This window comes from Lamprocystis purpurea DSM 4197 (assembly GCF_000379525.1).
Taxonomy (GTDB): Bacteria; Pseudomonadota; Gammaproteobacteria; order Chromatiales; family Chromatiaceae; genus Thiodictyon; species Thiodictyon purpureum.
Window position 1 is genome coordinate 34,856 of sequence record NZ_KB902502.1, and the last position, 15,703, is coordinate 50,558.

Below are 15,703 nucleotides of genomic sequence, written 5' to 3' on the forward strand. Positions count from 1 at the left end.
GGCATTTCATGAAGGCACGACAGAAACGGCTGGTCCTGGTCAGTGTGGCGATCATCGGCGTCGGCGCCGCCGCGGCGTTGGCCCTGAGCGCACTGCAAAGTAATATCTCCTACTTTTTCAGCCCCTCCCAGGTGATGGCCAAAGAGGCGCCGGCGGATCATGTGTTCCGCCTTGGGGGTCTGGTTTCCCAGGGTTCGGTTCAGCGGGCGGAGAACGGGCTCACCGTCACCTTCGATGTGACCGATCTGGCGCAAACCGTCAAGGTTTCCTACACCGGCATCCTCCCCGATCTCTTCAAAGAGGGTCAGGGGGCCGTGACCCGCGGACGGCTGGGCCCGGATGGGGTCTTCTATGCCGAAGAGGTACTGGCCAAGCACGATGAGGAATACATGCCGCCCGAGGTCGCCGACAGCCTCAAAACCGAACATGCGCAGGGGCTGACACAAAGCCTGAGCACCCCTTCGGCCGCTACCTCTCAACAAGCCGCGGTGCAGCCTGCCGACCCGCGAACGGTGACCCGATGATTCCCGAACTCGGCCATTTCGCCCTCATCCTGGCCCTGACGCTGGCCGTCACTCAGGCGATCGTTCCACTTTGGGGCTCCTTCAACGGCCGGCGTTCCTGGATGGCGATGGCCCGGCCGCTCGCCTGGGGTCAACTGACCTTCCTGAGTGTCGCGTTTCTCTGCCTGGTTCAGGCCTTTCTGACCGATGACTTCTCGGTGGTCTACGTGGCCACCAATTCCAACAGCCTGCTGCCGACCGCCTACAAGGTGTCCGCCGTCTGGGGCGCGCACGAGGGTTCGTTACTGCTGTGGGGGCTGTTGCTCGCCGGTTGGGGCGCGGCGGTCGCGCGCTTCAGCCGCAACCTGCCGCTGCCGATGATCTCCCGCGTCATCGCTGTACAGGCGATGATCGCCATCGGCTTCCTGCTCTTCATGCTGCTGACCTCGAACCCGTTCGCACGCATCTTCCCGGCACCCCTTGAAGGCCGAGACCTCAATCCGCTGCTCCAGGACTTTGGTTTGATCATTCACCCGCCCATGCTCTACATGGGTTACGTGGGCTTCTCGGTGGCCTTCGCGTTCGCCATCGCCGCACTGATCGGCGGGCAGCTCGACGCCGCTTGGGCACGCTGGTCGCGGCCCTGGACCACGGTCGCCTGGATCTTCCTCACCATCGGCATCGCGCTCGGTTCCTGGTGGGCCTACTACGAATTGGGCTGGGGCGGCTGGTGGTTCTGGGACCCGGTCGAGAATGCCTCGTTCATGCCCTGGCTGGTCGGCACCGCGCTGATCCACTCGCTGGCCGTGACCGAAAAGCGCGGGGCCTTCAAGAGCTGGACGGTGCTGCTCGCCATCGCCACCTTCTCACTCTCGCTGCTCGGCACCTTCCTGGTGCGTTCAGGCGTTCTGACCTCGGTCCACGCCTTCGCCACCGACCCGGCGCGCGGCTCCTTCATCCTCGCTTTCCTGGTGATCGTCATTGGCGGTTCACTGGCGCTCTATGCCTGGCGCGCCCCGACGGTCTCCGGCGGCGGCCGCTTCGATCTGCTCTCGCGCGAGAGTTTCCTGTTGGTCAACAACCTGCTGCTGGCGGCCCTGGCCGCGCTGGTGCTCTTCGGCACCCTGGCACCGCTGATCTATGAAGCGGCCGGCTGGGGCAAGATCTCGGTCGGCTTCCCCTGGTTCAACACCATGTTCGTGGCGATCTCGCCGCTGCTGGTGCTGGCCATGGGTATCGGTCCACTGACCCGCTGGAAACACGATGAACCGGCCCGCCTCCTGCGGCAACTGTGGCTCGCGCTCGGTGTCGGCCTGGCCGTGGGAGCGCTCGCCGTCACCGACCTGATCCTGCCCGGCAACCTCTACGTCAGCCTCGGGCTGGGCCTCGCGGCCTGGCTGATCAGCACCCACCTGATCGCCTTGGGTGAGCGCCTTTGGCATCGCGGGTTCCAAGGCCTGGTCGCGGACCTGGGCGGCCAGGGCCGCAGTTGGTACGGCATGTGGCTGGCCCATCTTGGCATCGCCGTGTTCATCATCGGTGCCACGCTGGTCTCCAATTACGGCAGTGAGACCGATGTCCGGATGGCCCCGGGGTCAACGCACGAGGCCGCCGGTTACCGGTTCCAGTTCAACGGCGCCCAACCCGTCATGGGTCCGAATTATCGGGCTCAGCGGGGGGAATTCCTGGTGTTCCAGGGCGACCGTCAGATCGCGGTCCTGCACCCCGAGAAGCGCGCCTACCTGACAGGGGGGATGCCGATGACCGAGGCCGGGATCGATCCGGGCCTGCTGCGCGACCTCTATATCTCGCTCGGCGAACCGGTGGGTACCGCGGGTGATTGGGCGGTGCGTCTCTACTACAAACCGTTCGTGCGCTGGATTTGGCTCGGCGGCATTCTGATGGCCCTGGGCGGGCTGCTGGTCATCAGCGACCGACGCTACCGCACCGAACGCCGGACCGCGACCGTACCGACCGTAGCGGCCGGCACGCCGGTACCGGCCTGACCGAAGCACTGCCCGACCGCGGCGCGCGTGGCGAATGCGCGCGCCTGGCGGGCGCCGCGGCGCGGCGGCCCGCGGCAACCGACCGACATTGAGGATCGATCATGGCACGTTCCACCACCAGTTATCTGGTGCCCTTGGGCCTCTTTCTGGCGCTGGCCGCCTTGCTGTTCTACGGGCTGTCACTGGACCCGCGCAAGGTGCCCTCGCCCCTGGTGGGTAAGCCGGCCCCGCCCTTTACCCTGGAATCACTCAAAGAGCCGGGAACACAGATCAGCTCGGACATCCTCAAGGGGCAGGTCTCGCTGGTGAATGTCTGGGCGTCCTGGTGTCCGTCCTGCCGCCAGGAGCACGGCGAACTGGTGCGCATCGCGCGCGATTCGGACGTTCAGTTGATCGGCTTCAATTGGAAGGACGAGCGCCCGGCCGCCCTGGAGATGCTGAGCCGTTTCGGCGATCCCTACACCCTGAGCGTCTTCGACCCGGACAACCAGGCTGGGATCGACTGGGGGGTCTACGGGGCTCCGGAGACCTTCGTGATCGATGCCGAGGGCATCATCCGCCATAAGCGCATCGGTCCCATCGACGGCAAGGTCTGGGCCGAGGAGATCCTGCCGGTGATCCAGCAATTCTCGCCGAAAGGCGAGCCCGTCAATGCCGCAAACCAACACTGATCCTTTGTTTTCAATGAGCAGTAACCATCTGATCGGCAAAACACTCCGGTCCGCCGCACGCGCCGGTGTCCTCGCCGGCGCGCTCGTCTGCGGCGGCGGCGCCGCCGCTTACACGCTACAGGAATTCACCTTCGACAGTCCGGCTCAGGAGCGGACCTTTCGCGACCTGACCAGTAAACTGCGCTGCCTGGTCTGTCAAAACGAATCGCTGGCCGGCTCCCAGGCGGATTTGGCCCAGGACCTGCGCAAGGAGGTCTACGGCATGCTGCGCGAGGGGAAAAGCCAGGATGAGATCATCACCTTCCTGGTGGACCGCTACGGGGATTTCGTGCTCTACCAGCCACAGATCAAACCCTCCACCTATCTTCTCTGGTTCGGTCCCTTCGTCCTGATCGGCGTGGGGGGTTGGCTCCTGCTGCGCGCCCTGAAGGCCAAAAAGGCTGAACCCGAACCGGAAACCGACGCCGCCGAGCGCGCCCGCCTCCACCAACTCCTCGCCGCTGCCGAGCCGCACGACCAAGCCAAATGATTATTTTCTGGATACTTGCGGCCGGGCTCACGGGCCTGGCCATCCTCTTCATCGCCCGGCCCTTACTGAGCGGCCTCGCGAGCGATCCATCGCCCAGCCAGTCCGAGCTGAATCTTCAGATCGCCCGCAGCCGCCTGGCGGAACTGGATGCCGACCTCGCCGCGGGCGTTCTCGATCAAGGCCAATCCGCTGCCGCGCGCAAGGACCTGGAGCGCGAACTGTTATCCGACCTGCATGACTGCGAGTTGCAAGGGGACCAGGCCCCCGGCTCGCCGAGATCGACCGGCGCCCGCACCCCGGACGAGCGCGCACACGCGGACCGTGCACCCTGGCTCGCACTCGTATTGATACTCGCCGTGCCGACAGCGGCCGTACTGACGTACCTGGAACTGGGTGATCGCGCCATCATTCCGCGTATCGAGAACGCCGTGGTTGCCGCGGTCGCACCGACCGCTGAACACGTCGTCGGACCCGAGGGGCAATCCTTGCCGTCACTCGACACCCTGGCGCAGGGGCTCGCCGAGCGGATGCAGCAAAATCCCGACAATCTGGAAGGCTGGCTGATGCTCGGTCGCACCTACGTTGCCATTGATCAACCGGCCAAGGCGCTGGAAGCCATGGAGCGGGCCTTTCAACTGGCTCCCGACGATGCCGGAGTGATGGTCGGTTATGCTGAGGCGCTGGCAGCAAACAGCGGCAACCAACTCGACGGCCAACCGGCTGAACTGATCCAGGCGGCACTGGAGCGTGAACCGGACAACGCCAGCGCACGCTGGCTCAGTGGGATGCTGGCCTTTCAGCAAGCGCGCTTCGCCGAGGCCGCGGCAACCTGGCAGGGAATCCTGACTGAGCTGGACCCAGCCGGCGAGGATGCCGTTCAGATGCGCGAGATGATTACCGAGGCGCGCCGTCGCGGCGGCCTGCCGGAAGCGCAGAGCGGTGCCCAGAGCAGCGCGGCGCCCGGCGGAAGCGGAATCAGTCCCGCGCTGCCGCCGGAGGCGCCGGCGGCAGCGGCTGCGCAGGCCCAGGTGAGCCAGGCCGACCCCGCGCAAGACACCCAGGCATCCGCGGCAAGCCAGGGGCCCCGCATCCAGGTCAGCGTCAACCTCGCCCCCGAGCTCGCCGCCCAGGTCAATCCGACCGACACCTTATTCATCTATGCCCGCGCCGCGGCCGGCCCGCCGATGCCCCTCGCGGTAAGCCGGGTCACCGCCGCGGATTTACCGGCCACCGTCACCCTGGACGACAGCTCCGCCGTGGTACCGGCCATGCGCCTTTCGAGTTTCCCGCAGGTGATCGTCGGAGCGCGCATTTCCAAGTCCGGACAAGCGACTCCCGGTCAGGGCGACCTGGAAGGCCAGGTCGGCCCGCTCGCTACCGCGACGCCCCAGTCGGTTGCGGTGACCATCGATCGCGTCCGGCCCTAAGGCGACAACGATTCCACCGTGACCCACAGACGTCAGTTGTCGATCTTTTGATAGGTCCCGACCAGGGTCGCGTGGGTCAGGATGTGTTCATCCATGGCAAGCAGCAACTCGTCCTTTGACGGATAGCTCAAGGCAGCAGGCAGTCGGGTGTCCAGGGCGTACAGGCGAAAAAAATAGCGATGCCGGCCCACGGGCGGGCACGGCCCCCCATAGCCGGTGCGTCCCCAGCTATTGAGCCCCTCGGCGCAGCCCGCGGGAAGCTCGGCGGGAGTCACCCCCGCCGCGAGTCGGTGCGTCGTCACCGGCACGTTGTACAGAATCCAGTGATCCCAGACCATCCGGGGCGCGGCCGGGTCTGGGGCATCCGGGTCGTCGATGATCAGGACCAGGCTCGCGGTATCATCCGGCACGCCAACCCAGTAGATTTCCGGAGAGCAATCCTCCCCCTCACAGGTATACTTGGGCGGAATCTCACCACCGTCATCGAATGCTTCAGACTTGAGAACCAGAGTCATTTTCTGCCTTCCGGTATGTGCTAAGGTAACCTAGTAGAATCATCATCAATGGATGGATATCGGGCGCCCCGCGGGGAGCCCCTAAGCAACGATGTGGGGTCAAAAATTCACGATTTAGTACCCGATGATCGACACGCCGGCCCTGACGCGGTGACCCCTCACCGCCGGGCCGAACGCCGAACCTGAATATAGATCATGAGGCTGCAACGATGAAACAATTTGCGCCATACTGCGATCATCGGTTCATAGAGACAAAATCGCCCTAGAGACGGTTTTACCACTCCCTAGCTGTGCGTCCTTCGGCGGCCAAATGGCCGCCTTTTTTTTCTTAAGCGTGGCGTTGGGGGTAGTGTATCGTCCAGCGTCGCCCCTGCGGCCATGGACCCAACCGTTTGGGCTTGGCTCCTGATTGCCCCCCGATCGGCCATGCCCCTCAGGCCGGGCGTCCAAAGCGAAACCGGTTGCCCGACTCCACCATCTCGCGGATGGCGCGCCAGGCCTGTTCGGCGTTGCCATCCCGCTCCAGGGCCGCCTCGTACAGCATGCGCAGTTCCAGGGGCAGGTCGGTACCGAAGGTCAGGGGGTTGTCGGTGTTGGCCAGGATCGGCAGCCGGTCCTTGAGTGCCAGCAGGGGGTGGTCCACCAGGGATGGGATACCGGTAATGGTGAGATTGCTCAGTGGGCAGGCCTCGACCGCCACATGGCGCCGGGCGAGCAGGTCCACCAGATAGCCCTGGAGGTTGCGCAAACGCAGGGCCTCCTGTTCCCGATCGGCCTTGGTGGCCCGGAAGGGATAGGGCTGGTGGGGCAAGGGGAACTCGTCCTCCCGGTCGAGCAGCCCCAGGTACCGCTCCAGCGCCCAATTGACATGGGGTTGGGTCCAGAGCCGGTCGCAGTCGCTCGCCCGGTAGCGGTCGACACCCGACCAGGCCACCGGAAAGCCGCGTGATCGCAGCACCAGGTTTGGGCAGTGGAGCGCGCAATAGAAGTCGTACCACTCGCGGGCGGTGCGCGGCCGCTCCGGCGACTGGTCACCAGTGCCGAGCAGGGCCTCGCCCACCACGGCAATCTCCTGGGCGAGCCGCTCGCGCATCCCCGGGTCCATCGGCACCCGGCCGGTGGCCGCCAGCCCCCATTCCCACACCAGGTCGAACAACAGCCAGTCCAGTCGGCTCACAATCATCGGCACGCGCCCCTGCCACTCGCTCGGGTCCAGGCCCAGGGCCAGCCCATGGCCGACCCGGTCGCCTTCCTCCCAGGGGAAGAACTCCATGACCTCGCCGATGTGACGCAGCCCCTGGGCGAGGTGTACGAAATCCTCGCCCGCGTGGAAGGTGTAGCCGAAGCCCCGGCAACCCGGGCAGCGCGGGGCCAGGTGTTGCCGCCACCAGTCCCGCAACTCGACAAAGGCCGGCAGATAGAACCAATTCGGGCGTGCCAACTCGCGCCCGGCCACGTCCAGCCCCACCAGGAAGCGCGGCAGGCCGCGCGGGGCCTCGATCTCCATCAGGGTCTGCAGATCGCTGATGTGTTTGCGCAACTCCATCATGGCCCGGTCCACGCCGCCCCCCTTGGCAAGCGTGTCCCACTTCACGGCGTGGACCACCAGCGACAGGCTGGCTCCCGCCCCGCCCCCGGCCTCCGGCCCGCCGGCCATGGTCTCGGCGACCTGGAGCATCTCATGGAGCACCGCAGGCGGGTCCGGCACGATGCGCAACTCCAGGTGGCGCAGCCGCCCGAGCGGGTTGAGGTGACGCATCAGTTCCGCCGGGTCCGCCTGGACCCGCTGACGCAGGGCCGTAATGGCCTTGGAGCGCTGATAGACGTCGGTGAAGAAGCCCAGGCCCTCGAGCCCCGGATCGTCAATGAAATGACGGTGGAAGCCCGCCCGCACCCGGGCATAGAACCACCAGAGCGCATCGAATAGGGCCGGTAGTTCGGGGTCGGCATCGATGGCGACCCGTGACTCCACCAACAGCCAGGGCTCCTCCACCGGGGGCAGATTCAACTGGAGCCACAGGGACTGGAAACCGCGCAAGGTCTCGGTCCAGAAGAACTCGGGCTCTTCGTCGAGAAAGTCGTCGAGCCTCAGGAGGCCGTTGCGATCGAGACGCCGGCCAACCGCGAGGATGCCCCCCCAAAAGCCCCGCCAGCGGTTCAGGGCCAGCAGGGACAGGATGCGGCGCACCGCCGCGGCCATCGCCAGGAGCGGGGTATCGCGCGCCAGGGCATGCTGGGGACCGGGCTGATGCAGGAAAAACCGGCAATCCCGATCCAGCGCACCGAGCAGGTGTGGCCAAACGAACTCGGCGCGCAGTGCGGACCCGGCGTGCACATGACAATCGGCCAGCCCTGCCCCTCTGGGCTCCCCTTGGTCCAGCAGGTCGGACAGGGGGCGCATCGCCGCATCGTCCACCACCAGACCGGCGGCGATCAAGGGTCGCCGTGTCGCCGGCGGCAGGTCGGACACCAACAGGCTCGGCAACAAATCCGGTCCGACCCGCAGGCGCACCAGGTGGGCCAACTGTAGGGTCTCCAGCCGCGTCAGACCGAGCGCAAGAACATCTCCGCGGGGGCTGAGCTCCAGCCGGTCCCCGGCCGGGCGCAGGAAGCCGTTCGCGAGGCGCCGATAGTGGGTCGCAAGCCCCACCGGGTCGTCGGACCGCGGCCAGACCTGCGCCAGCAGGGCCTGGGCGAGTTCCTTGCCGATCCCATGCACGCGCTCGCGCTCGAACAGGTTCAGCCAGCGTTGCTCGATCGTCGCGGGATGCAGCGAGGGGTCTGGGGGACCGGCATCGCCCTTGGGGATGAGCCGCACCAGGCCCGGCCGTAGAGGCCAGAGCCAGGCCTCGTCCTCGATCGGCAGGGTGGCGAGGCGGGCGAGCAGAAAGAGTCGGGAGTGGTCGACCGGCATGGGTCAGTCGCTGCCTCGGTAGGGGCTTGAGCCAGGATCGCGGACTGTGCCGGGATGGTTGGATTGCCTGGTCCAGGGCAGGCGGGTGCGCGGCACGGTCGGGGCGTCCTTAAGGGCTTGGGTCGCCCATGGGGGTTCCGATCGCGTCCGCGGAACCCGGCCCCACGGTGGGGGTGCCGTACTCAGTGAACTCCTGGCCCGGAGCGTCGATGGCTCCAACCTCTGCGCTAGCGGCCCCAGCCAGGCGGATCCCGACCTGGAATGCGCGCCTCATCCGACTCCCCTTCTGCTGCTCAAAGACCTTAAGTTCGATCTCATCCACGAGGCCGCCGATGTTTTGGCGCAGGAGCGGGCGTTCTTGGGCCAACTCCCGCGCGGTGAGCCCCAGCACCAAGTCTTTCACTCGGGACGCGCTCAGTCCACAGGCGCGGAAGGGGCTGTTTCCGCCTTGCTCCGCACGCATCAGGAAGCGAAAGAGCCCAAGCTCCACCCACTCCGCAAGGATCCCATCCCCATCGGTGATGTCCTTGAAATAGGACCCTTGGAGTCGCCGCAGGATGGCATCGATCCCGAGGTTGGCCTGGGTCTCAGGCTCGAGCCGCCCGAGGGGCGCGGGCTCCTCCGCCAGGGGGGCCATGCGCCCAATCTTAATCGCCGCCTCCACCAAATGGAATAGAAATAGCAGTTGCTGCTTCCCCATCGCCAGTCCCGGATCGAAGACAGCGACCTGATCCCAGTACCGGGTGAAGATGAGCCACTGGATTGGCCAGCGCCAGGCGGGCATTGGCAGACAATAGAAGCCGCCGGGGGACCCGCCTGCCACGGCCAGCGGATAGAAGGTCTCGAACAGTAGCCGGGTATCGCCGACATCCAGATCGATCGGGCCTGTCGCCGCTGCCGTTGGCTCGACGGGGCCGAGTCGGTCGATACCGAGGCTCGGGAGATGGAGCCCGGGCAGGATGTCCGCCAGCTCTGGGCGTTGCAGATCGCGGAGCGCTAAGTAGCCCAGAGTCAGCGCGGGGGGCAGCAGGGCCGGGGTCTCGGCGCCCGATCCGGCGAAGATCGGGCGGCGGACCCTCAGCCCGATCTCATGGCCCGCGAAGAGATACAGGCGCGGGGTCCCTTCCACTGAGCCGGGGTAGGCACCGGGTGCCGGGCTCAGTACCCGCCATGGGGTTATTTCGGTCGCCACCGCCGTGTTGGTCAATGACTGGGCGATAGCGCGTCCACCATCCGACGCCTCGTCGGCCTGGGATTGGGATGCGGCCAGTTGGTCATTCGCCAGATCCCAGACAAAGAGTCGGGCGAATCCGGTCAAGACCTCGCGTCGCGCTCGGTCCAAGTCTGGCGCCCCCTGGCCTGGGACGCGGCGCAGGACGATGTCATAGGCCTGCTCCAGGAGTCGGGGATTCCCGCTCAGGACGGATGCGTAATGGGACAAGGTCGCAGTCCCCTTGATCGCCCAGTCGAGGCTCAGGAAGCGCCGCAGACCGATTCGATCCAGCAGATCCCCGAGGGTCGGGAGAGCGTCGTCGGGCCGAAAGGCGATACGCCCCTGCTCGTTCAGGGCGGTCAGACGGAAGCGCCCCTCATCGGGAAAGAACTTGGCGAGGAACTGAAAGGCCAGCCCCTGCGCGACCTCGTTCACCTCCCGGGGGCTGAACAACCGAGCGTCGGGGTCAGGCGTGTGCGACCAGTCCGGAAACATGGTCCGGGCATAGCGCGCCTTGGTGCAACGCAAGGCAAGCCGGTCGTCGGCGGTTACGAGCAGCACCAGGCGCGATAGAGACGGTGAGACGATGCGGATAAAGGTCATCACCTCGTCGAGGTACTCGGGCACCAGGTCGGTGTCGTCGATCGCCAGAAGCATCAGGGGGGGCCTCTTAGTGTCCTGGGGGCGGCCCCCGGCGCCAGCCAAGCGCCGGTCAGTCAGATTACGGACGAGCTGGTCGAGCCCCTCGGCAAAGCGCCGACCGCGACTCAGGTAATGGAGCCTGAAACGCTGTTCCAGGGACCCTCCCCCGGCGGACTCGCCCCCGGATTGAAAGAGCCATCGAGCCTGCTCCGCCAGGTCGTGGAAAAGCTTGTTGAGGTCATCCGCGCCCTCTCGCCGGTGGCCCAGCCCAGTCGGCTGGGGCAGCCCCATCCACTCATGGCTCGCGCCCCCGGTAAGACGCTCGACAAGAGGTTGCAGGGCAGCCAGAAACGAGTAGAGAACCCGATCCCCCGGCACGAAGCGGTGGGGATCGATGATCGGCAGGATAAGATCCCCCGGCGAGCGCTGCCGAATGTGCTCGAGAAGGGTGAGCAAGGCGCTGGTCTTGCCCGAGCCCCTGGGCCCGAAGATGCTGATCACGGGGTGGAACAGGAAGGGCTTGGACCAGTGCTCGGCCGAGTTGCCGGGGCGCTCCCGCTGTTCGGTCTCCTCCAACTCGGCAAAGCGCAGCCGGTAGAGATCGAGGGTCGCCAGGGCGTCGTCGAGCCAGGGGAAACACTCGGGCTGCAGTACCCGGGCACCGCGAGCGAGTTTGGATGAAGGCGTCATCATGGATGCATCCGTGTCGGTTGGAACGGTGTCGGCGCGGGGTCTCAGTGGGATGCGGGGACGAATCGGCGCCCACGAGGACCTTGGATCAGGACCGCGTCTCGCTTTGCCGGTCCTCGATCTTCTGGATCCAACTGCGATAGGTGTTGTACGCGATCCCCAGGGCGACCGCCCGCTCGCGCTGGTTGCCGATGCTGTCCCGCACCATCGCCCGATCCAGGAGGTCCATCAATTCCAGTTGACCCAGGTCCCAGAGGCGGGCATCCGGGTCCCCCTTTTGGCGCAGGTAGATCCCGGCGAGGCGCGTCTGCAGCGCCGGACAGGCCCCGCCCGCCAACAGGATCACCAGTGCCCCCAATAGCTTGCGTGCCACCAGGTCGGAGAAGGGTTTGGGGTATACCCAGGTGGCGCCATGCCGGAGCAGGAAGCGGGTCCAGGGCAGGGTCGGGGTGGTGAAGCGGGCGAAGTTGGTGCCCACGGCCACCGCCGGGACGCCAAGGCCCAGGCCCCGCAGCCGCTGCAGCTCGCGCAGCACCCAGAGCCCACCGACCCGTTTCAGGTCCGGGCATTCCCAGAACCGCTCCATATCCGCCTCGTCGGTGACACGATCGCCCAGATCTTTCACCGCCACCTCCTCGGCCCCGGAGAGCCCCAGATCGAGCAGCAGGAGCGGGGCGCCCAGGTCCAGGGCCTCCCACAGTGCATCCTGTGCCTCCACCGCGTTGTGCTTGAACACGGCAGACTCTTGCATCAGGCGCGGACGCACCCGGTCGCGCTGCAGCCACTCCAGTGCCCCGGTGGCTTCGATCCAGAGATGCTCGGCGGTCAGTTCCTCCTTGACGCGTCCAAAGTCGTCCGGGTCGTTCTCGATGACTGGGATCAGGATGTCCATGGGGTGCGGTCTCTTTTGGGTAATTGGGTGTCAGAATTGCAGACTGGTTTGGCCCGGGTTGATCGGGAAGCGCAAGGTGACTTGTGTGCCGACTCCGGGTTGCGAGTCCAACTCCACCCCGCCGGTCTGCCCATCCGCGCCGACCAGAAGGTTGAGGAAATAGGTGGCCAGGGGCAGGCCGAGCCCGAGCCGGGCACCGCTGCGCGCGCCGCCGTGGCGTTCCAGCGAGAGCCCCTGACCAAGTCGTGCCGACTCGGCTACCCGGGCCAGTCGCGTCCGCAGTGCCTGGAGTTCGGCCTCACTCATGCCCCCCGCCCGATCCTCGACCCGGATCAGCACAGCGCCAGGCGTCGGCTCCATCCCGACCCGAATCGACCCACGGCCGGGTTCGGACTGGACCATCTCGGGTGTCAGCGCCTTAAACGCATTGTCGATGGGCACAAAGACCGCATGGAAGCTCGCCGGGCGAAAACCGCGGACCTGGGGGGTCCCCGCCAGGCCCGCCAGGTCTGCCAGATCAGGAAGCTCCAGACGCACCTGATCCCGGACCCGCTCGAATGACTCCTGCTGAAAGGCCCGATCGTCCACCAGTGCCGCGAAGACTAGATCGACCTCGGCGAGTAGGACGCCGAGGTCCAGGGACTCGGTCTCCAGCGCCCTCGAGTTGGGCAGCCGGAACACGTCCAGGGCCTTGAGCTGGGTGTCGAGCAGGTTGGCGATCCCCTTGATCCGCGCCGCCAGGGCCGGTACCTCATGGGGCTTGGCCCGGCCCAGCCGGCTGGCAACATTCAGAAGCGGGGTCACGGTGGTCTTCGGCAGGTTGTGACCGAAGAAAGCCGAGAGCCCGCGCACGAACTCGAAACGCCCGAACTCGCGGCTGAAATGATGGATCAACAACCCATTGCGCAGATCCTTGGACTGGGCCAGCAGAGCCCGTTGCAGCCCGGCCCGCAATTCCGGAACCAAAGGCAAGCCGGCACGGGGCCAGGCGACCTGGGCGACCAGCGGGATCGACACGCCGTCTCCACCCAGGGTCTCTGCATGTACAGGGATAAGCAACAGCGTGTCCCCCCGCTCACCCTCACAGAACAGCCCCTCAAAGCGCTCGAGTTCGGACAGCTCGTCGTCGATGGGCCAGTGACAGGGCAGGCCACTTGCCAGCACCTGCGCCAGGTGCTGGGTTGGGACCAACGCTCCGGCGATGGCCGTTAGGCGATCCGACAGCGGCGATGCCCCAGGGACTTCCCCCACCGAGCGGCGCTGCTCCCAGTCCAGGGCATAGCCATAGCTCCCGTCTTCCTGTTGGAGGAGAAAGGTCAGGACCAGGGGGTAGTTGTCGAGCACATAGCCGAGCATGGCGGCCAGCTCGGGGGCCTGGTTGTCCGACCCCAACCAATCCCCCCCGATGACGGCCATGCGGGCATCGAACAAAACCTGATCCAAGATACTGGTGCGCTCCCGGTCCCGCGGCACCCCCCCGGCACCCGACCGGGCCTTGCGTTTGCCGGCGAGGATGCGCGCCCCCTCCTGGATGAAGCGTTCGAGTGTCTTCAGACTCCAACTGGCCGGGCGAGGCAGTGGCCCGACGGTGAACACCTCGATCGGGACCATATCCGCCTCCGGAGGCTCTTCCGGGGCCTTGGGGCCTTCGCGGTCCAGGTCCGGCAGATAAACCTGACCCCAGGCGATCCACTGGGAACGGCCGGCAAAGGCCGTCTCGTCCGCCGTGAGCCCCAAGGCTCGGGCATCGGTCTGGCCTCCATCGCCTGCGGGCGGGGGCCGCCAATCACGATAGGGGGCCAAAACCTCTTGCGTGTACGGCGAGAATTCGCGGCGCGAACCTGAACCTTCGGCTGGCCCCAGCCGCACCCACCAGAGGCTGGCCCCCAGAAAAGTTTGAATGCCCTGATCCGTGATAACCCAGAGTGCCTCCCAGCCGGTCATTGGCAACCCCTGGAGCAGTTCGCCCGCCCAGTCCCGCAGGTCCTGCAGCTCCCCCTCTTCTTCGGCGATCCGGTGCTCGGTGGGGAGCTCCAGGCGATACTCGATCCAGGGGTTGAATGCCTCACTGTCCACCCTCGCGGGCCGGGTCCCCGAGATGCGGTAGGCCGAGGTCAGGCGGCGGCGCGAAGACCGCTGGGGCGGGCTCGGGGTGTCCGGGACATCGCTATCCTCGACCCCCAGGCCGCCGCGCACCCCGAGCACAGTACCTCCGTACCAGTGGACCCTCAGACTCTCGGGGTCTACCCGCCCCGGCAGGTTGACCCGGAACGCGAACGCCCCTGCCTTAGCCCTGTCCTTCTGTTCCGAGTTCAATGCGCGATAGATTCGTCCGCTCATCCGAGTCCACCCTTTGCTGACGGATCAAGCTGATCCACCGTGAGACACATTAGAGACCCGAAATCCGCATCGCGATCACGTCTGCGCCGCGTGACCGGCCGCGGTAGAGAGAGTTGAGCCGAGACCCAGGCTCAACAAGCGATAAAACTATCCTATTCTTAGACCTTTCGATCAGAAGGGAAATGCGGCTAGCATTGCCTGGCAAACAAGGATACCGGCCCTCGCAAGGACATGCGCCCAATAAACAACGGCACGGCATGGAACATCGATGACCATCTTCGTACGACGGGTTAAGGAACATCCGGGCTCGGGAGGGGCGAGCCGCAGGCGCTCCGACATATTTGCCGGCGACCCAGGCAAGTCCAAGGGCATTTGGGAAAAGATTGGCAGCTACACTCCCGGGGCGAATGGTGATCCGGACTCGGTCACGATCGACTGCGACACGTTGGACAAGTGCATCCGTGCGGGCCACCGCCCCTCGCCCCAGGTGCGCAAGCTCGCCAAGACCCATTGCCCCGGTATCGACCTGAACCCCGAAACCGATTGACCTGATCACGTCGGCGCACCGCCGCCTTGATCGGGTTTCGGGAGCGATGATGCCACCGTCACCCCCGCCGCCAGGGAGGCGACCAGTTCCTCGTGCTGATAGCACAGGTAGCGGTTCGCCTCACGCACCATCAGGACCGCGACCACGAGCAGGGGCAGCGCCATGAGCCCCAGCATCGGACTGCCGCCCAGTGGCGGTAACCCGCCATAGGCAATCCCCGCCAGCACCGCGGCCCACAGAATGGCTGCACTGGCAAGCCCGTCGCAGGTGGCACACATCACCCAGTAACGTAGCACCAGGGCCAGCGAGGCTGCGCGGGTCGGGTCATGGCGCAGCTCGGCCCAGAGCCGGGTGTAGAGCCTCCAAGGGCGGCGCAACGCATCATCCGCCGACCCGGTCAAATAGGGCGCAAAGCGCGGGTCCCCATCCAGCCCATGGGCGCGAAGGATGTCGGGCAGCACGCGCCCGCCGTCGAGGGGCGACTCGCGGGTCCAGAGGCGCCGGTTGTAGGCCGCACGCAACCAACGCCCGACGACAAAGGCCGCCAAGCCGCTCCCATAGACCAGCACCAGGGTGACCAGGACGGCGAACCAGCCGCCCGGCAGGCTTGGCAGGGCGATCCCCAGGCTGGTTGTTAGAAAGAACAGTGCAGCCAGGCTCAGGGTGCCGGCCACTAGGAAGGAAAGGTCGAGGATGTCGAAAAATCCGGCGATTCGCGCGAGCACTGCGCCCAAGGTGCTTTCGAGATCCTTCATCTGCGACCCCCAGTCGAGTGAGTTCCAACCACGGCGAGTCCCGAGAGGTTATCGACGAC

The 15,703-nt window shown here is 66.1% G+C and carries 12 protein-coding genes; 6 read left to right on the forward strand and 6 right to left on the reverse strand.

The window, feature by feature from the left end; translation table 11 throughout:
• The first annotated feature begins 8 nt into the window (after nt 1–8).
• From ccmE to ccmI, 5 genes are all read left to right on the forward strand, one after another.
• Nucleotides 9–524 carry a cytochrome c maturation protein CcmE gene (gene ccmE, locus A39O_RS0116340; protein WP_020505743.1) on the forward strand — a complete coding sequence of 172 codons (516 nt, stop codon included), beginning with the start codon at nt 9–11 and terminating at the stop codon, nt 522–524.
• Nucleotides 521–2,509, forward strand: coding sequence for a heme lyase CcmF/NrfE family subunit (locus tag A39O_RS0116345; RefSeq protein ID WP_020505744.1), 1,989 nt, complete (start codon nt 521–523; stop codon nt 2,507–2,509). The genes ccmE and A39O_RS0116345 overlap by 4 nt, the downstream gene beginning before the upstream one ends.
• Nucleotides 2,510–2,610: 101 nt before the next feature.
• The gene (locus A39O_RS0116350; RefSeq protein WP_020505745.1) at nt 2,611–3,180 is read left to right on the forward strand and encodes a DsbE family thiol:disulfide interchange protein; all 570 of its coding nucleotides are present in this window, start codon (nt 2,611–2,613) and stop codon (nt 3,178–3,180) included.
• Nucleotides 3,181–3,193: 13 nt separating this feature from the next.
• Nucleotides 3,194–3,709 (forward strand): cytochrome c-type biogenesis protein, encoded by a 516-nt coding sequence (locus A39O_RS0116355; RefSeq protein WP_020505746.1) that lies wholly within the window; start codon nt 3,194–3,196, stop codon nt 3,707–3,709.
• Nucleotides 3,706–5,136, forward strand: coding sequence for a c-type cytochrome biogenesis protein CcmI (gene ccmI, locus A39O_RS0116360; RefSeq protein ID WP_020505747.1), 1,431 nt, complete (start codon nt 3,706–3,708; stop codon nt 5,134–5,136). The genes A39O_RS0116355 and ccmI overlap by 4 nt, the downstream gene beginning before the upstream one ends.
• Nucleotides 5,137–5,168: 32 nt before the next feature.
• Here the strand turns inward: ccmI and A39O_RS0116365 are convergent, their stop codons facing one another.
• The 5 genes from A39O_RS0116365 to A39O_RS0116385 form a co-directional block, all read right to left on the reverse strand.
• Complete coding sequence (locus tag A39O_RS0116365) at nt 5,169–5,651, reverse strand: YbhB/YbcL family Raf kinase inhibitor-like protein (protein WP_020505748.1); 483 nt, start codon at nt 5,649–5,651, stop codon at nt 5,169–5,171.
• Nucleotides 5,652–6,084: 433 nt separating this feature from the next.
• Nucleotides 6,085–8,565, reverse strand: coding sequence for an amidohydrolase family protein (locus A39O_RS0116370; RefSeq protein ID WP_020505749.1), 2,481 nt, complete (start codon nt 8,563–8,565; stop codon nt 6,085–6,087).
• Nucleotides 8,566–8,674: 109 nt separating this feature from the next.
• A complete protein-coding gene (locus A39O_RS0116375) occupies nt 8,675–11,113 on the reverse strand; it encodes a hypothetical protein (RefSeq protein WP_020505750.1) in 2,439 nt (812 codons plus the stop codon).
• Between the two features lie 85 nt (nt 11,114–11,198).
• Entirely contained in the window at nt 11,199–12,002 is an 804-nt protein-coding gene (locus A39O_RS0116380; protein WP_020505751.1) for a hypothetical protein, read from the reverse strand.
• Nucleotides 12,003–12,032: 30 nt separating this feature from the next.
• Nucleotides 12,033–14,342: an ATP-binding protein gene (locus A39O_RS0116385; RefSeq protein ID WP_085954699.1), complete on the reverse strand. Its 2,310-nt coding sequence runs from the start codon at nt 14,340–14,342 to the stop codon at nt 12,033–12,035.
• A gap of 268 nt (nt 14,343–14,610) precedes the next feature.
• Here A39O_RS0116385 and A39O_RS0116390 point away from each other — a divergent pair, with 268 nt between their 5' ends.
• Entirely contained in the window at nt 14,611–14,889 is a 279-nt protein-coding gene (locus A39O_RS0116390; RefSeq protein WP_020505753.1) for a hypothetical protein, read from the forward strand.
• A 5-nt stretch (nt 14,890–14,894) separates the two neighbouring features.
• On the opposite strand, the gene A39O_RS0116395 is transcribed toward A39O_RS0116390, so the two are convergent.
• Entirely contained in the window at nt 14,895–15,644 is a 750-nt protein-coding gene (locus A39O_RS0116395; protein ID WP_020505754.1) for a hypothetical protein, read from the reverse strand.
• Between the last annotated feature and the right edge of the window lie 59 nt (nt 15,645–15,703).